This is a genomic window from Streptomyces sp. TE5632 (assembly GCF_054061295.1).
The window spans coordinates 5,460,746-5,477,558 of record NZ_JBSSEA010000003.1; the positions used below are offsets into that span (position 1 = coordinate 5,460,746).

General features: G+C 69.6%; 11 protein-coding genes and 2 pseudogenes. 5 read left to right on the forward strand and 8 right to left on the reverse strand.

Going from position 1 to position 16,813, the window contains the following annotated elements; translation table 11 throughout:
* The first annotated feature begins 56 nt into the window (after positions 1-56).
* Complete coding sequence (locus tag ACVW19_RS30075) at positions 57-311, forward strand: hypothetical protein (RefSeq protein ID WP_457463332.1); 255 nt, start codon at positions 57-59, stop codon at positions 309-311.
* Positions 312-386: 75 nt separating this feature from the next.
* Here the strand turns inward: ACVW19_RS30075 and ACVW19_RS30080 are convergent, their stop codons facing one another.
* The 3 genes and pseudogenes from ACVW19_RS30080 to ACVW19_RS30090 all read right to left on the reverse strand — a co-directional run.
* Positions 387-749: a hypothetical protein gene (locus tag ACVW19_RS30080; protein ID WP_457463334.1), complete on the reverse strand. Its 363-nt coding sequence runs from the start codon at positions 747-749 to the stop codon at positions 387-389.
* 192 nt (positions 750-941) lie between these two features.
* Positions 942-1,457 carry a hypothetical protein gene (locus ACVW19_RS30085; RefSeq protein ID WP_457463336.1) on the reverse strand — a complete coding sequence of 172 codons (516 nt, stop codon included), beginning with the start codon at positions 1,455-1,457 and terminating at the stop codon, positions 942-944.
* 117 nt (positions 1,458-1,574) lie between these two features.
* Positions 1,575-1,693 (reverse strand): annotated as a pseudogene (locus ACVW19_RS30090) (site-specific integrase); the annotation flags it as partial.
* A 118-nt stretch (positions 1,694-1,811) separates the two neighbouring features.
* On the opposite strand from ACVW19_RS30090, the pseudogene ACVW19_RS30095 reads away from it, so the two are divergent.
* The 3 genes and pseudogenes from ACVW19_RS30095 to ACVW19_RS30105 form a co-directional block, all read left to right on the forward strand.
* Positions 1,812-2,322: pseudogene (locus ACVW19_RS30095) on the forward strand (transposase family protein); the annotation flags it as partial.
* Between the two features lie 161 nt (positions 2,323-2,483).
* The gene (locus ACVW19_RS30100; protein ID WP_457463338.1) at positions 2,484-3,302 is read left to right on the forward strand and encodes a helix-turn-helix domain-containing protein; all 819 of its coding nucleotides are present in this window, start codon (positions 2,484-2,486) and stop codon (positions 3,300-3,302) included.
* Positions 3,299-3,502: a DUF397 domain-containing protein gene (locus tag ACVW19_RS30105; RefSeq protein ID WP_457463340.1), complete on the forward strand. Its 204-nt coding sequence runs from the start codon at positions 3,299-3,301 to the stop codon at positions 3,500-3,502. Before ACVW19_RS30100 ends, ACVW19_RS30105 begins: the two co-directional genes overlap by 4 nt.
* 117 nt (positions 3,503-3,619) lie before the next feature.
* Here the strand turns inward: ACVW19_RS30105 and ACVW19_RS30110 are convergent, their stop codons facing one another.
* The 4 genes from ACVW19_RS30110 to ACVW19_RS30125 form a co-directional block, all read right to left on the reverse strand.
* Positions 3,620-8,707: a class I SAM-dependent DNA methyltransferase gene (locus ACVW19_RS30110; RefSeq protein ID WP_457463342.1), complete on the reverse strand. Its 5,088-nt coding sequence runs from the start codon at positions 8,705-8,707 to the stop codon at positions 3,620-3,622.
* Between the two features lie 23 nt (positions 8,708-8,730).
* A complete protein-coding gene (locus tag ACVW19_RS30115; RefSeq protein ID WP_457463344.1) occupies positions 8,731-11,625 on the reverse strand; it encodes an SNF2-related protein in 2,895 nt (964 codons plus the stop codon).
* 157 nt (positions 11,626-11,782) lie between these two features.
* Positions 11,783-13,045 carry a serine/threonine-protein kinase gene (locus ACVW19_RS30120; protein WP_457463346.1) on the reverse strand — a complete coding sequence of 421 codons (1,263 nt, stop codon included), beginning with the start codon at positions 13,043-13,045 and terminating at the stop codon, positions 11,783-11,785.
* Positions 13,046-13,324: 279 nt separating this feature from the next.
* Positions 13,325-15,511, reverse strand: a complete 2,187-nt coding sequence (locus ACVW19_RS30125) for an N-6 DNA methylase (RefSeq protein ID WP_457463348.1) — start codon at positions 15,509-15,511, stop codon at positions 13,325-13,327.
* 300 nt (positions 15,512-15,811) lie between these two features.
* On the opposite strand from ACVW19_RS30125, the gene ACVW19_RS30130 reads away from it, so the two are divergent.
* Positions 15,812-16,402 carry a hypothetical protein gene (locus ACVW19_RS30130; RefSeq protein WP_457463349.1) on the forward strand — a complete coding sequence of 197 codons (591 nt, stop codon included), beginning with the start codon at positions 15,812-15,814 and terminating at the stop codon, positions 16,400-16,402.
* 78 nt (positions 16,403-16,480) lie between these two features.
* Here ACVW19_RS30130 and ACVW19_RS30135 read toward each other — a convergent pair whose 3' ends face one another.
* Positions 16,481-16,807: an SCO4225 family membrane protein gene (locus ACVW19_RS30135; RefSeq protein ID WP_457463350.1), complete on the reverse strand. Its 327-nt coding sequence runs from the start codon at positions 16,805-16,807 to the stop codon at positions 16,481-16,483.
* Between the last annotated feature and the right edge of the window lie 6 nt (positions 16,808-16,813).

The following is a 16,813-nucleotide window of genomic DNA, read 5'->3' on the forward strand; positions in this document are numbered from 1 at the left end:
GAACGCCGAGCGCGCATACGGATCAGCTGAACAACGGCTCATACCAGTCCGACCTGTTGGTCGCGGAACTTGTGGGACTGCTCAACGACGCCGAGCACTACAACGGCCCCGGCTCCACCCTCGACAGCCGTCTGGACTACCTCGGCCGCCGGGCCGCCCTGCTGCACCAGCTCGTCGACGCCCTCGGTGACGAGTCCTCCCGCTACCTCGCTCAGGACGCCGAGGACCGCGCCGAAGACGCACGGGCCAGGGCCGATGCCTTGGCACGGGAGTGCGGAGACCCACGGCCCGCACCGCGCCAGTTGCAGTGATGTGGGTGCCACAAGGGTGCTGGACAGTCCGTGATACGGATCTACCCGGGCCCGCGCCGACGCCTGGCCGGACGGTCAGACGGCGCGCAGTCGAGGGGGGTCAGGCTGCTCCGGCTCAACCTCCGCAACGACCGTGAGGGGAACGGGGGCCTCGGCGTCGGTGGTCCCCTCCGCCCGGCGGCGCAGCTTCGACCTAAGGCCGATCAGCCCGCTTTTGACGTGCGGCGCGACAACGACCCCCAGCGCGAAGCACGTGCCAGCGATCGCCAGGGCCGTCTTGGTCCCGTCGAACAGCACAGCGTGCGTGTTGAGCGTGTTGTCGTCATTCCGCGCCAGCGGGCTCTTTCCGCCCGGAGTGCTCGACTGCGAGAGGTGTGTGTCGGAGGGACGCTTCGTCAGCATCAGTTGCCAGATCGAGCCACCCCAGTTGAACTCCATGACGCAACTGTAGAGGCGACCAGGCACGCCGCGGCCCGGAATGCCATGTTCTCCACTTTGGTCAACGGACGGGGACCCGGAGACCTTGACACCCTTTCAGTCAGGGCCTTCGGTTCTCCCCAAGGGATGGCCTGCCGACTGTCATAGCGCCAGGCAATCTGTGTCTGTTTGGGTACCGTCGTGTCCCTGGCTCTACTCCTGAACGAGGTCGTAGACAGCCCGTTGAGGGTCGGTTTTGACGATGAGCCCGTCCGCGCACAGGTCGCGAAGGATCTGCCGGACCCGTTTCTCCGCTGCCCGTTGGTCTTCCCACGTGTGCCCGTGGTCGTCCAGAGTCTTGATGGCACGCTGCGGATCCCAGGTACCGCCGAGGGTGCGAATCGCCTGGGCGAGGACATGCCGGTCGGGATGATCCTTCTTGCGGTGGTTGGCGATGCTGGCAGGGGCGCCGCTGTAGTTGCAGTCGGAGCACTTCTCCCACGAGCAGTCCGGATCGGTGACGGCAGCGTGGCGGACGGAATGGTGCGAGCCGAAGCCGTAGGCGTGGAGCAGTTGAGCGACGGACCCGTCGTACTTGAGGGCCATGAGCGCTGCTTCGGCGATCTTGTCGTGGCCGGCGGCGAAGAACTTGCCCAGGCCGACGTCCTTCCCGCAGCCGCACCAGCACTTGCCGGTCGGGATGAGGCGAGGCTTCTCATTGCTTGGCATGAACCCAAGATGTCAATCCTTGGATTGAAGTCAAGGCGTAAATCCAAGGATGCCATCCAAGAATTGTGTCGGCGCAAGCAGGCGTGCAGCCGCAAGCCGGCTTCATGCGCAGCAGGGTCAGCGGCGCGCGTTACCGGGGGCGAGCAGGCTGGTCAGCTCAGAGATCGCTTCGGGCGACGGCTTGAAGTAGCGCGGACGTTCTCCGGCTTCTTGTGCCAGGACTTGGCCATCAGCATCGATGACAGCATTCTTACCGGCACCCCTGCTTCGTGACGGCTATGGCGCCGGACACCGTCGATCCCGCACTTGCCACCCCACCGGATGCGATCCGTGCCCGGCACTGGTGGCCCATCACTCGCCCACCTGCGGGTAGGACACACTCCGCCAGCCTCCGGCCGGGGGCACTCCAATGCTTGGCTCGCTACCGGATTCGGCGTTGGGACCACGACCGCCTACCGCTACGCCACCGGGGCCGTCGACCTCCTGGCCGTCCTCACACCCAGCCCCTGGCCGACGCCGCCCGCACCGCGACGACGAGACTTACCGCTCCTGGACGGCACACTCTGCCGATCGACTGGAGGCACCTCCCGGCCGAAGGCTGGGGGACATGGCCGCAGACCGACGCTTCTACTCCGGCAAGCGCAAGAGGCACGGGATGAACGTGCAGGTCCTCGCGGATCCCTTCGGCCGGCTGCTGCGGGCCTCACCGACTCTGCCCGGCGCCGTTCACGATGTCCGCGCTGCTCGCGAACACGGCATCGTCGATGTGTCGTCTTGTGGGAATTGGTGCGACGTTCTCGTGAGCAGGTGGGCGGGGGCGGGGTCCTGGCGTGGGGGTGTGTACAGGCGGGTGCTGTACGGGGGAGGGCGGCGCTCGTACCCGGTACGGGGGAAACGGGGCCAAGTGGCGCGAAAGCTACCGTGCGTGTCTTTAGGGTGAGTTGTGAGTGACAAACGGGTGTGGCGCCTGCGTCGGGACGAGGTACGGGCGGGCGCCGCTGTGCAGGTGGGTGAGGGAGGTCACCGGTGACGGCTCAAGGCAGTGAGGGTGAGGCGGGCATCCTGCGGTGTTTCGGGCAGCAGTTGCGGCTGCTGCGCACGAGCCGGGGGCTGACGCGGGCGGAGTTGGGTGCGAAGCTCAGTTACGGCGAGGACATGGTCGCGTCGGTGGAGCTGGGGCGGCGGATTCCGAAGCCGGAGTTCATCGAGCGGGCGGACACGGTGCTGGAGGCCGGCGGGCTGCTGACGGTGATGAAGGAGGAGGTGGCGCGGGCGCGGTATCCGGCGTTCTTCCGGGACGCGGCGAAGTTGGAGGCGGAGGCGGTGGAGCTGCATGTGTATGCCAACCAGGCTGTGCCGGGGTTGTTGCAGACGGAGGAGTACGCGCGGGCGGTGTTCGACGCGCGGCGCCCTCTCCTGGACGAGAGGATCATCTCCGAGCGGGTGGCGGCCCGCCTTGAACGGCAGCAGATCTTTGACCGGAAGCCCCTGCCGACGATCAGTTTCGTGATCGAGGAGGCGGTGCTACGGCGGCCGATCGGTGGGTGGGGCGTGTGGCGTGGACAATTGGAGGAGATCTGCCTCCGGGGACAGAGCCGGAACGTCGAGATGCAGATCATGCCGACCGAGGTCAGCGAACATGCGGCGCTGGCTGGACCGTTCACCTTGATCGAGACGGTCAAAGGCCAGAGGATCGCCTATGTGGAGGTTCAGAAGGAAAGCCGCCTGCTCCACGAGCGGAGTTCGGTGCGTGAGCACGAGGAGCAGTACGGCATCCTTCGGGCGCAGGCGCTGACGCCGCGTGAGTCGTTGCAGCTGATCGAGAAGCTACTGGGAGAGAGATGAACGCCGTGGACGAAGCTAAGGCGAACGGTGAACTGGTCTGGCGTAAGAGCACCTACAGCAGCGGCGAGGGTGGCGAGTGCGTGGAGGTCGCTGTCGCTGGCGATGTCGTTTATGTGCGGGACTCGAAGCAGGCGGTGGGGAACGGGCCGGTGCTGAGTGTTGGCTCAGTGGCGTGGTCTGCGCTGCTTGGGACGATGTGAGCTTGTTGCCGCCGTGAGCCGCCTGTCTGATGGCCGGTCGAGCGGAGGTACACAGCAACTTGCGATGGTCGGCGCTTCCTTGGAAGAAGTGCCGACCATCGCTATGGGGAATGGAACTCAGACTTGACGGTTCCCAGGCGGAGTCCAGCGGCCGACGGCGATTTCTTTGTCCAAGCGGGCCTCGAAGTGCGCGTGTGCGGCGCGCATTTCGGCTTCGCGGTCAGCCCTATAGAAGGGTGCAGTGTACCCAGTAGGGGGCGGGGTGATTTTTGGATTTTCCAAGTGGGCTAGGAGGTCGATGTAATCTTGCTTGGTTTGGCCATTGCCATAAGTGTGGTGACTCGCGGCAATTTTTCGGCCGTTCGCGTCGAAGTACATCTGAGATTCGCGCTGCGCCAGGATGTAGAAGCGGGACTTGTAAATGGTTGCCAGCTGATCCGCCGTGATGCCCAGCCAGACAGAGACAAGTGCATCTAGCTCGACGAGAGCGGCGCGGCGCTCGTACTCCGTGCGAAGAGGGGTGTTGTATTCCCAGGAAGGCTTGAGGTGTGCGGCGAGAGGCTTGAGGTTTGGCCAGCCGGGGTTGGCCCAGTCTTCGTAGCCTGGCCATGTTGGGTGGAACAACTCCTCCCACAGCGGAGAGTAAGCGTCGGTCAAGGCATTAAGTCGGAGGGTACGAACTAGGAGGGGCTGAGCAAGGGGGTGACTGACGCTAGGGGCGGGCATTTTATAAGCTTCGGCGACCTGGAGATGGGACCGTCCTGTGATTCTCAGAAGATAGTCCAGGGGGAGTGAGGCCCAGAAGCCCGCAGTCAGAACAGTTAGGTGGTTATTCGGTAGTGCCATAGACTGCACGGTGTGGACGTGCGCAGGGCCTGGGGGGATTAGGGCGGCGAAAAGGCTGCGCTCGCCATCGAAGGCGATCATATCCCGCCAGGCTAGGCGAAAATACTCGGTATAGTGGACCCCGTTCCATTCATCTTGGGCATTCCGATAAGCCTCCAAGTCTGTTGCTCTTGCGTAATTTGTGCGAGGAGTGATTTCTGCTGGGATAGTCGGGAGGTGGAATTCCGTGTAATCGTTGTGATTACGCAGTGGGTGATTGGGTTGCTTTTCGAAGGGGGTGGCGATGCCGAAGTGTGGGCCTTGGAGAATCGCTTCTGTCAAGTCGGTGGGGGAGTGCTCAGTCCACCGAATCAGGCCTTTCTTTTTAGACGTGGACTCGTTGTACCCAGAAGAGATGAGAGGTCGGAGTGAACTCAACCTGTCGTCTGTAGTGGCTAGAGCGGCGACTGCCGACTCTTCGGCGCTCGTTACAGGGTAGAGCAATGCGGTCTGGGTACCTTGAGCTTCCATTTCTCCGGAGAGGCGTTGCCACTCCTGGAGTCTATCCGTATCTACATGGACAAGGCGCTCGCGATGTGGCCTCAACTCCCATTCGCCATCTGGTTTGATGCCGGGGAGTTCACCGCCTCCTTCATGTGTGAGAGACGCGGTCAGGGTCTCTGCGCTGAAGAGCCAACTCACGTGAGGGAAAGAGATCCTGTCGTTTCTGCGACCGTAGACGTTTATCGAGAATTGGCGAGTTTCTTTGATCTCTGGGAATACGCGAAGTTGGTTCCAAAAGTGCGCATGGAATCGAAGGTGTTGGTAAGTGGTTGCGCGCAACCTTCCTTCTTTACTTCCGGAAAAATGAGTATCTGGATGAATTAGTGCGGACATGCCAGGGCTGGCTCCGTGCCGCCAAACCTGTGCCATAAATGCTCGATACAGGTCCGGACGTGTCTTATGCAGCAGTGGGTACGTCGACTCAGAGCTCAGTAGGGTTGCAGTCCCAGCCACCGCGGCCAGTTCGTCCGTGAAGAACCGTAGGTTCGTAGCGCATCCGAGCGCTGCATTTTTCCGTAGACGCCACTCTTCCGCGCTTGGCTTTTCCGAAAGTTTGAACCACGGTTCCAGCTCCGCCAAGACCGCGTCCTCCTGCCAGTCAGGCCGCACCCAGGGTGGATTTCCCACCTGCAAGTCATACCCGCCCCGGGCAAACACCTGCCCGAACTCCAGCTCCCAGTGGAAGAACCCCTGCTGCTCAGCCACGTCCCTTGCGACCGCCGCCCACGGATACCGCGACTCCAGCGAAAAGAACCGCTCCATGCCCATCCACTCGGGCAACTCGTCCTCGTACCGCTCCAGTTCGTCCAGCGTGTCGAACTGGGCCACCAGCGAGTCCGCGGCCACGTCCTGCGTGCCCAGTAGTGACTCGGCGAAGTCGAGCCAGTCGTCCAGGGAGGACAGCCCGATCACCGGGCGACGCTCGCCACGGATCTGCTCCTTGCGGCTGCCGCCCCGCGCGCTCTTCGCCTTGACCTCGACGACCTGGACGTCACCGAACAGGTCCTCCGACTCGTACGTCTCCCGCGCGGGCGCTTCCGCCTGAGCCGGCACCGGGGATGGGACCGCCGACACGGTCCACCCTGCCGACTGCGAGGCGGCCTCCGCCGCCCGCGCGTACGACTCGTGGGAACCGTCCAGCAGCGCAGCGCTCTGCACGGGCCAGAACCACAGCGCGCACCACGCGTCCATCAGCGTCTTCAGGCGCCAGTACGGGGTGTCGACGGCCTCCAGGTCGGCCTTGACCTTCTCCCTCGGGACCGCGACCTCGGGCGAGCGCAGCCAGCCGTTCTCCGCGCCCCAGACGTCGATCCGGCGCGAGATCTCCCGCTCGGAGATCTCCAGTCGGCGGACGACCAGCCCCCACAGGTACTCCGCCCGCCTCGCCAGGCCCTGAAGCCGCTTGGTCTGCGTGGCGCTGGGGGACTTGGTGATCGCCTTGCGCCAGGCCGCCAGTGCCTTCGCCTCCTCCGGGGCCAGTGCCTTGGCCTCCTTCTCGGCCGCGACCGCGCCCCACTCCTTCGCCGGGAGGAGGAAGTGGTGCACCGCCCCTTCAGGCAGCGGGGTGCCCGCAAGTGCCTCCGACAGCGGGAAGCGTTCCGGGGTCGTGCCCAGCCAGCCGCCCTTCTTCAGGCGCTCGGCGGAGTACACCTCCCGACGCCCGCCGATCAGGGAGTTGCCGCGCCGCAGGTGCAGGCCGAACCACGGGGCCTCCATGCCGGGGTGCATGGTGTTGAGCCACAGCGACACCTCCGCCAGCTCCACCGCCGTGTTGTTGAGGTCCACGCCGTAGGAGTTGTGCAGGGCGATGTACGCCTTGGCCTTCTGGAGCTCGACCGCGTACTTCTCGGTGTCGATGGCGGCGCCCAGTTCGTCCTGGCGACGCCGCAGGTACTCCGCCGCGACCTGGTTGATCGCCTCGTTGAGGAACGCGCCCGAGCCGAGCGCCGGCTCGCAGATCTTCCAGTCCAGCAGCTCGCGCGCCTCGGTGACCGTGTCGTCCTGGTCCAGGCGGTGCTGCAACGCGAGCTGGACCGTCACCCGGGTCAGGGATTCCGGAGTGTAGTAGGAGGCCGAGGTCTGACGGTCGCGCCCCGACAGGCGGTACACGAACGCGCCCGGCGCGTACCACACGCGCCGCTCCTCGCCGGTGTCCTCGTCCTTGTGACGGACGAACACGTTGTCGGGATACTCGTCGGCCTTCGACTCCGGGATCAGCCAGGAGCCGTCCTTCGGGTCGCCGTTCTTCGCGACCTCGTACAGCTTCTCGCCCGCGACGAAGCCCGAGTAGGACATCAGGCCCTCGTACACGGCGCCGAGCTGGTTGATGCCGAGCTGGGCGTAGGAGATGAAGCCGCCGCGCTCGCGCTTCTTGCCACGGGTCAGCATCAGCAGGCGCAGCACCCGGTACAGCGTCTCGTTGCGCAGACGGGTGTCGATGAAGCGCTCCCCGCCCTCGGAATCAGCACCGGCCTCGGTGTCGACGCGCGGGTCGGGGACGGCGCGCGCGCCGATCAGCCGGATCGCCTCCGGCTCGAACAGCTTGGAGTGCAGCGGCTCGAACCGCAGGCCCACGTCCTCCGACGTCTTCGCCGTCACGGCCTCCGAAGACTCCGCGTCCGCGCCGTGGGTGCGGCGCGGGCGGTGGCCCTCCTGGACCTTGCGGAACAGCAGGTCCAGCGACTCGTACAGGTAGAAGCCCTGGCGGGACTTCTCGTCGACCAGATCGCGCTCGGCGATCAGCTCGCCGAGGCGGTCGAGGCCGTAGCCCATCTGGTACTCGGGGTAGTCCGAGGGCAGGATGCCCAGTTCGGGGCGGGCCTCCGCGTACAGCAGGAACAGGATCCGGTACAGGTAGCGCAGCGACTCACGGGTCAACTGGCGTCCCAGTTCGGGGAGTTCCTTGACCTCCTCCGGGCGGACGCCGGCCTCGCGCATGCGGTCCAGGACCTCGTTGGCGATGAGTTCGACGCTCAGCCGCAGGCCGTCCCGCAGCTCACTGGAGACGCCCACGGCGTGCTTCGTCGACTTGTCGAGGAGGGTGGCGAGGGGGTTCTCGCCGCCCTCCTCCGGGGTGCGCAGCGAGTCGGCGCCGAACAGGGCGGCCACCGTGTCGAGTTCGCCGCCCGCCTTGATGTCGTTGCGTTCCAGCGCCGTGTCCAGCGACACCGCCAGGTAGCGGCCCTCACCCCACGCGGCCCGGTCGGCGAGCACGACGACGCCGCCGACCAGCAGCAGGACGTAGCGGGGGGCGTCCTCGCAGGCGAAGAGGAAGGAGGCCAGCTTGGAGCCGGTGGTGAGGGTGTGCTGGCCGTCCAGGCGCACCTCGTCCAGGAGGCGTCCCGCGCCGTCGGGGTCCAGGGCGTCGTCCGGCTCGGCGGACCAGCCGCAGTCCAGGGCGACGAGGTCCTTCTCCGCGTGCGCGACCGTCACCTCGTGGGACTGGTCGGCGCGGACGACGGTGAGCGTGCCCGGCTTGGCGTCGAAGCCGAGGGCGTGCAGCACCTCCGCGTTGAGCGCGCGGACGCGGTCGCGCCACTCGGGGGCGTCGTACGTCACGGCGTCGTCGCCGGTCGCCGCGTGCTCCTCGTCCATCGTGAAGTAGGAGCGGGCCGCGAAGTAGGGGCGGCGCAGCGCCCGCAGGCCCGCGCGCGGGGTGATGGGCAGGGCGCCCTCGGGCCGCTCGGCGCCGGCGGCGTCCTCCTCGCGCTGCTTCCACTGGGCGAGCAGACCGGACTTGAGGTCCTTGGGGAGGACCTCGGCGAGGTAGTGCGCGGAGAAGTAGTCGCCGCGGTTGACCAGGGAGTCGAACGTCATCGTGGGAACCTCTGGGTGATCGGTCAGGCGGCGGTGGCGGTGGCCGGGGCGAGGACGGCGAGGACGCGGAGCATCGGGCGGCCGGTGGTGAGGAGGGAGTCCGCGAGGGAGGCGAGGCGTTCGCGGGTGTGGGTGGGCACGGCGCCGCCGTTCGTCAGCGTCGGCTGCTCCCACGAGCCCAGGCGGGCCTTGTACTCCTCGATGGGGGCCCGCAGCGGTTCGTCCCACGCCTCGCGGTGCTGCTCCAGGAACGCCTCCGCGGTGTCCAGGACGCCGGGGATCGCCTCGGCGAGGCGGGCCGTGTCGTGGGCGAGGTCCGGGTTGGCCATCGTCGGGCCGACCTGGGCGCGGCGCAGGACCGCCACCATGTCGTCGTCGACCTCGCCGTCCGCGGTGACCGCCATCCACTTGACGACGGTCGGGCGGCCGAGCGCGTTGGAGTAGATGCCCTGGACGAGGTAGGTGGGCCGGGACACGTCGGCGGTCAGCACCGGCGCCTCCTGGCGGTCCAGGCGGACCAGGACCTTGTCCGTGAGCCACTCCATGACCGGGTGCAGGTCGGTCAGCAGGGAGATGTCGGGCCAGCTCGACGTCGCCGAGGCGCGGGCGCGCGTCAGGCTGCTGTCGGCGAGCCGACGGTTGAAGGTGACCTTCAGGCGGTCGCGCAGGCCCTGCTCGCGGACGTAGTCCGGGGGCAGCGCCTTGAGGCGGTGGACCAGGTCGGAGGGCGGGACGAAGGAGAGCAGGCCGGTCTCCGGGTCGGTGGACAGGTCGAGCCGGTCGTGGGCGTCCGGGTAGACCTCGCGCAGCGCCTCGTCGAGGAACTCGCGGGCGGAGGCGAACAGGCGGGGCACGTGTGCCCTGGGCACCGTCCCGGTGCCGTCGCCGCCGCCCGCGTCGGAGGCGGCGGCGACGTCGGCCTCCGGTTCGTCGTTCACGGCGCCGAAGAAGTCGGCGAGGAAGTCGTCCACGGCGTCGTCGCCGTCGGTGCCGGAGGCGCGGTCGGTGTCCAGGGACTCGTCCACGGTGCGGCCCCGCAGCAGGTCCTGGATGAGGGACTTCTCCTCGGCCTCCGCCCGGTACAGGCCGGAGACCGCCTCCGCCGTGCCCAGTGCCTGGTGGGCCTGCGCCTCGCGCTCCAGCAGGCGCTCCGAGACGAGGGTGTCGTCCTTGGCGCCGTCGACGGAGCTGGTGAGGACCAGCGCCCGGAACTGCGGCTGGTGTGCCTGCCCGTAGCGGTCGATGCGGCCGTTGCGCTGCTCGATGCGGATCAGCGACCAGGGCACGTCGTAGTGGACGAGCTGGTGGCACTGGCGGTGCAGGTTGACGCCCTCGGAGGCGACGTCGCCGGTGAACAGGATGCGCACGGGGGTGTCCGCGAGGCCGAAGTCCTCCACGCACTGCATCTGCTGCTCGTCGGACAGGCCGCCGTGCATGACCCGGGCCGCCTGCTCGGCCGCCTTGCCCTTGAAGCCGAGGGCCCCCGGCACGGTCCGCGCCAGCCACTCCAGGGTCTGCACCCGCTCGGAGAAGACCACGACCCGGGTGTCGGACTTCGGCCCGACGCCGATCTCCCGCAACTGCTCCAGCAGGGCCCCGAACTTGCCCGAGTCCGCCTCCGTCATGCCCGACGCCAGCTCCAGGAGCCGGTGCAGGGCCGCGCGTTCGGCGGCCGTCGCCTCCGGGTCGTCCTTCTTCTCCAGCGTCTTGATGCGCGTGGTGACCGTGGCCTTCAGCGCGGCGTGGGAGGAGAGGAAGGACTTCAGCAGTGTGTACGGGAACAGGGGGACGTCACTGACCGACTTGGAGCCGTCGGACGGCAGCCAGACCGCGGCCAGTTCCTCGAAGACCTTCTCCTCGGCGGGCGTGGCCGTCACCCGGATCGAACGGGAGGGGCCGCGGTCCGCCCACTGGCCCTTCATCTGCTCCCGCACCTCGGGGCTGACCTTGGTGCGGCGGATGAACAGGTGCTTGATGTCCTCGGCGCGGTAGTGCTCCGGGTCGCGGATCGCGGCCGGGTCGAGCAGGGAGATCAGCTCGGCGAAGGAGCGGGCGTCGCCGTTGTGCGGGGTCGCGGAGGCCAGCAGCAGGGCGTCCGTGTGCGGGGCGAGCGTGCGGGCGAGCTGGTTGCGCAGGGAACCCTTGTTGATGAGGTTGTGCGACTCGTCGATGACGACCGCGTCCCAGTTGATCCGCTCCAGGTGGTGCTTGTACTGGTCGGTGTTCTTCAGGGTGTCGATGGAGACGATGACCCGCTTGAAGTACGTGAACGGGTTGCGGCCCGCGGGGATCTCCCGCTGGATCCGCTCGATGCCCACCGAGTCCAGCCGTACGAGGGGGATCGCGAACCGGGTCCACAGCTCGTGCTGGAACTGCTCCAGGACGTGCTGCGGGGTGACGACGAGGATCCGCTCGCCCCGGCCGCGGCGGATCAGCTCGGCGAGGGTGAGGCCGATCTCCAGGGTCTTGCCGAGGCCGACGACGTCCGCGATGAGCAGGCGGGGGCGCAGGTTGCGGCCCGACAGGGCGAGTTGCGCGGGACGCTGCTGGTAGGGGAGGGAGTCCAGGAGGAAGGAGTCCGCGAGCGCGAGGCCGCGCTCGGCCTGTGGCAGCGGCGTCTTGCGCAGGACCGCCTCCAGGAACAGGCGGGAGCGGCGGAAGTTCGGCGAGTCGTCCCGCACCAGGCGGGTGCGCCTCGGGTCGAGCAGTTCGATCCGGTCAAGACCGGTGAAGAACACCGCCTCCTGGTCGCGCACGAAGTCCGAGGCGCCGACCGCCTCGATCCGGGCGCCGTCGTGCTCGGTCCGCGTCGCGTTGCGGACCAGCCACACCTCGTCCCGTACGAGGATCTGGGCACCCGGTGGGAACAGGGCGTCCTCGCCGCGCGTCGCGGGGGCGGTACTCAAGTCGGCGGTCACGCGGGTGCCTCCTGGGCGTTCACGTCGGTGGGCTGGATGCGTCCCGTGGCGGGCGACGGGTGGAGGGTGGCCGGTGGGGCCACCGGCGGACCGGCGGGACGCGGGGTCGGGGGCGGGGAGGGGCGGTGGGGCTCGGTGCGGCGGGCGGGTGCGGGTCTCAGAAGGGAGCCTTCGCCGCATACGCGGCACGGAGGCGCCCCGCTGTTTTGCGGGCCTGCACGGAATGCCGCAGCGTGTGCGTCGCCTCCTTGGGCCGCCTGGGCGCCGTGGGCGGGCGGCGGTCCGGTGCCGGCTGCTCGCGACGGGAGCCGTCGGAGGGCTCCCGCTGGGCGGGAGGGGCGGGAGGCGTGGGGCCGGGGGCGTCCTGAACCGTCGGGTCGGCGGGGCCGGGGGCGTCGAGCACGGTGGGGGAGGGCGTCGGCGCATCGGGCGGGGCCGGCGTGTCCAGATCAGCCGGGTTGATCTCCGTGCCCGGGGCGACGCTCACGGGGACGGGCCAGGCGGAGAGGGTGGAGTCACCGGCGGACGCCGCCTTGTGCCGTTGCCCCGCGGTGTGCGCGGTGAGTCTGCGGCGCGCCTGGGCGATCTTCATGCCCTGGGCCTCGATCACCGAGCGGCACTGCCGCACCACCTCGGTCAGCGACGGCCGGTCCCCGGCGTTCTGGGCGAGCATGCCCGTCAGGAGCGGCACCAGTTCGGTGGGCGCACCGGACAGGTCCGGTGCCGTGTCGGGGTCGGTGACGAGGTGGAACACCATGTACGGGGTCGCCGCCTCGTGCGGGTAGTGGCCCGTCGCGGCGAAGAGCAGCAGCGCGCCCAGCGCGTACACGTCCACGGCCGCCGTCAGCGGCTTCACCCCGGCGGCCTGCTCGGGAGCCATGCAGATCGGGGTGCCGACGACCTGGTGGGGGGCGGTGAGGGAACTGCTCGCCTCGGTGAAGGCGGCCAGACCGAAGTCGATGATCTTCGGGCCGTTCGGTCCGAGCAGGACGTTGGCCGGCTTGAGGTCGCGGTGGAGCAGGCCCTGCGTGTGCACGGCCGACAGCGCCTCGGCGAGGATCGCGCCGAGCGCGGCGGTGAGGACGGACGGCAGCGGTCCGTGCGTCTTCAGGTGCCGGGCGAGGTCCGGGCCGTCCACGTACTCGGTGGCCAGCCACGGTTGTTCCGCTTCCGCGTCGGCGCCCAGGAACGCCGCGAGGCGCGCACCCCAGATGGTCTTGAGCACCTCGATCTCCTGCGCGAACCGCAGCCGGGACACGGAGTCCACGACCGACGGCTTGATCACCTTCACCGCGGCGGGCTCACCACCGGGCGACTCACCCAGGAAGACCTGGCCCATGCCTCCCTGGCCGATCCGGCCGAGGAGCTCGAAGTCGCCCAGTGAGGGCGGGTCCTCGGGGTTCAGGGGCGTGATCTGCACGTGCGTCCTCGACATTCGGTCATGGCGGGCGTCTGATCAGCCGCGATGCGCGCCTGAAGACACGGTAGTGGATGGGGTCGGGGTCCGGGGCGGGGAGTGCGGGATGGGTATATCAACCCCTTGAGGTGGAGAACCTGTGGAGAGTTGCGGTTGGGTGCGGCAGGTGTTGCCCGTCGAGTGGCTTCCGGAGTTCCTTCCGTGAGCGTCCGGCTCCTGCCGTCGGTGCGTCGCCGGTGACGCGAGTGCGCATGAATGCGGCGACAAGGGGTGGTGTCCTGCCTAATGGGGTGAATCGCCGTGCGGTGAACGGGATGTTGCGTCCCGGGACGGCAGCAACTGTCCCCCGGTCAGCCCGCCCGCCAGCAGCCGTGCCGTCTCCTCCGCCAGTCGGGTCGCCCGCTGCGCCTCCGCCCGCAGTTCGTGGACGCGGCGGAACGCCTCCCCGTACCGCTGCTGCTCCTCCAGCGGCAGGAGCGGTACGCGCAGTCGGCCGGGGCTGACGTGCAGCACCGTGCTGCCGGTGGACGCGCCCGCGATGTTGTCCTCCGCGCCCAGGAAGCCGGCCAGGAACCAGGCGTCCAGGCGGGCCGGGTCCGGCCGGAAGAGGTGGACGTGGGGGCCGAGCAGCGCGCCCGCCTCCGCGTCGCCCGCGACCCGGGTCATCGGGCCGTCCTTGCTCGCGACCGCCCGTACGAGGACGTCCCCGACGGCGATCACGGGTGCCGTGCCGCTGCGAAGCTCCGCCGGGTCGCCCGTGGGACCCGACCCGCGCGCGATGTCCGAGCCGGTGAGGACCGCGCGGGCGCCCGGCTGCTCCGAGTCGCCGGCTCCGTCTTCCGCGCGGCCCCGCGTCCCCTCCGGCAGGGTCCGCAGCACCGTGAGCGCGCCGCCGCGCGCGAGGTCGGACGCCGTCGCCGTACGCCACTGCCGGGCCGAACCGCCCGCCGGGTCCCAGTCGTCGTAACCGGCGGCCCGGACAAGGGACTCGGCGGCCTCGACCAGGTTCCGGCGCGTCGCGTCGGCCTCCGCCGCCAGCTTCGCCGGGTCCACGTCGGCGCGTGAGGCGCGGACGAGACGGGTCGGCGTCAGGTCCACGGTCTCGTCCAACAGGTCGACCACGTCGACCGCGCGCGCGACGCCGGGCTCGCCCTCGAAGGCGTCCGGGTCCCGCGTGAAGGCGTGCCAGGCGGCCAGCGCCTGTCCGGTGATCCGCTCCCAGTCCAGCGACGCGGACCGGCTGCCGCCGCGTGTCCGCGGGCCCGTCCGGGCGTCCGTCTTCGCACCGGCCGTCGCCCCGGCCGTGTCGACGAAGAGCACCGACTTGCCTGCCGCGCCGCTCGGTTCGGGCCGTCGCAGGACCCAGATCTGCAGGCCCACGTGGAACGGCACCGACGCGCCGACCGGCAGCGCCACCACCGCGCGCAGGGCGCCGCTGCGGACCAGTTCGGCCCGTACCCGGCGGCCCGAGGCGCGGCCGGCCGTCGCGGGCGGCATGACCAGGACCGCGTGACCGCCGGGGGTCAGGTGGGCGAGCGCGTGCTGCACCCAGGCCAGCTCGGACTCGGCGCGGGCCGGTACGCCGTACGCCCAGCGCGGGTCGTACGCCAGCTCGTCGTGCCCCCAGTCCCGGACGCCGAACGGCGGGGTGCACAGCACCGCGTCGGCGTCCAGGCCGGGGAAGGCGTCCGCGCGGAGGCTGTCGGCGGCGCGCACGGTGACCGTGGCCTCCGGCGCCGCGAGCATCAGGCCCACCGCGCTGCGCCGTGCCTGCACGGGGAGTACGTCCTGGCCGTACAGCTCGGTCGCGCCCCGGCGGGCGGCTGCCTCCAGCAGGGTGCCGCTGCCGCAGGCCGGGTCGAGGACGCGGGCCGGGGTGCCGGGGACGAGGCGCGCGAGGAGGTCGGCGAGCGGGTCCGGCGTGCCGTACGCGCCGCTCGCCGCGCTCTCCTCCAGCTCCCGCTCCGCGAGCACGCCCAGCGTGGCCCGGCCGCCCTCGTCCCGTACGCACACGTACAGCGCGCGGAGCACGGCCGCGTCGGTGCCGGCGAAGCGCACGGCGCCCCCGCTCGGTACGGCGTCGGCGACGCCCGCCGCGTCGCGCTCCGCGCGGACGGCGAGTTCCGCGTCCGGGAGCCGTGCCGCGGCCGTGAGCTGCTCCGGGGTGCGGCGGGCCGCCGCCAGGACGAGGAGCAGCAGGTCCGCCGTACCGCCGCCGTCCGTGCTCGGGGGGTTGAGGCGGAGGGTCGTGCGCAGTTCCTCGGACGGGCTGGCCGCCGAGGCGTGGCCGCGCGAGGCGAGCCAGGCCCTGACCGTCTCCAGGTCGTACAGGGGGCTGCTCTCCGTGCCGCCGGAGGGCTCGGGGAAGTCGTCGTACCGGCGACGCCAGTTGCTGACGGTGGCACGCGTGACCCCGGCGATGCGGGAGATCTCGGCGGCGGTCACCTGCGCGGACGGCTGCTGGGGCATGACGGAAGACCTGGACCTCTCGATAGCGGACGTCAACAACCTACAGCACCCGTCAAGCCGGGCGTGCTGGTTGACAACGCTTTCCCGGGTCTGTTTATCTGGTTGCGCTTCCAGGGGTGCGAAGTGAAGTGCCGGGCGGTGCCGCCGCCCGGACCGGCACCTCGGGGCGCCTCGACTCCAGCGACGGGTGAAGGCCCCGGACGAGTGCCCGCCCACCCCTCGACTCCTCCCACATCGCAGTTCACGCGTCGCAGTTCACGCGTCGCGTCGCGTCGCATCGCACGGAAACGGAGCACGACCATGTCCTTCCAGCAGCCTTCCTCCTTCCCGCAGCCCGACCCCGGCGCGCAGGGCCCCTTCGGTCTCGGCGCGCCCACCGGCCCGGCGCAGCCCCGGAAGCAGCGGGGCCGGTGGCTGAAGTACGGGGCGGTCGCCCTGGTGTCCCTGTTCGTCGGGGTCGGCATCGGGAGCGGCGGCGAGGGCTCGGCGGCGTCGGACAAGGCGGCCGCCAGCACGAAGTCCGGGCCCGGGCCGACGGCCACCGTCACCGAAACCGCCAAGGCCGAGGGCGGCGGCGCCAAGCCCGCGCCCACCGTCACCGAGACCGAGACGGTCACCGCCAAGCCGAAGAAGACGAAGGAGCCGGGTCCGGCGACCAGCTTCTCGGGAGAGGGCGAGTACGTCGTCGGCGAGGACATCAAGGCCGGCACGTACAAGACGGCCGGAGCGGACGGCGATTTCGGCTGCTACTGGGAGCGGGCCAAGGACGCCAGCGGCGAGTTCGGCTCCATCATCGCCAACAACAACCTGAACGGCCCGGGCCGGGTGACCCTCAACACCGGCGAGTACTTCAAGACCAACCGGTGCCAGGAGTGGAAGAGGGTCGGCTGAGGCAGGCTTGGAATGCCGTTCACGCACTCTCCCCTCCTCCGGTCGGGCGACCGCCCGCCATCGCACCCGGGAGCGGCGTCAGGACTCCGGGTCCGGGCGCCCCCGGCGCAGGACGCTGGTGCACCAGCTGATGATCGCGGCGTTGACCGCGGCCCCGATGACGAGCGAGGCGAAGAACATCGAGCCGTGTTCCGGCAGGACAAGGACGACGAGGCTCCCGGGGGCCGTGACGAGGAGCGGGAAGATGAGCGCCATCGCCTCGCCGGAGTCGTCGGTCGCGATCGCCACCACCGCCCACACGAGCACGGCCGCGCAGAGCACGAGGTAGGCGAGCGCGACGAGGCCGACGCGGTCGCGCAGCCGGCGCGGGAGGGACGGGCGGGAGTCCCCGGCGGTACCGGTCATGGGCGC

Excerpts from the sequence above, each read along its gene's own strand:
- ACVW19_RS30080 (WP_457463334.1), bottom strand. The coding sequence starts at position 749 with ATGGAGTTCAACTGGGGTGGCTCGATCTGGCAACTGATGCTGACGAAG.
- ACVW19_RS30085 (WP_457463336.1), bottom strand. The coding sequence starts at position 1,457 with ATGCCAAGCAATGAGAAGCCTCGCCTCATCCCGACCGGCAAGTGCTGG.
- ACVW19_RS30105 (WP_457463340.1), top strand. The coding sequence starts at position 3,299 with ATGAACGCCGTGGACGAAGCTAAGGCGAACGGTGAACTGGTCTGGCGT.
- ACVW19_RS30110 (WP_457463342.1), bottom strand. The coding sequence starts at position 8,707 with ATGACGTTCGACTCCCTGGTCAACCGCGGCGACTACTTCTCCGCGCAC.
- ACVW19_RS30125 (WP_457463348.1), bottom strand. The coding sequence starts at position 15,511 with ATGCCCCAGCAGCCGTCCGCGCAGGTGACCGCCGCCGAGATCTCCCGC.
- ACVW19_RS30130 (WP_457463349.1), top strand. The coding sequence starts at position 15,812 with ATGTCCTTCCAGCAGCCTTCCTCCTTCCCGCAGCCCGACCCCGGCGCG.
- ACVW19_RS30135 (WP_457463350.1), bottom strand. The coding sequence starts at position 16,807 with ATGACCGGTACCGCCGGGGACTCCCGCCCGTCCCTCCCGCGCCGGCTG.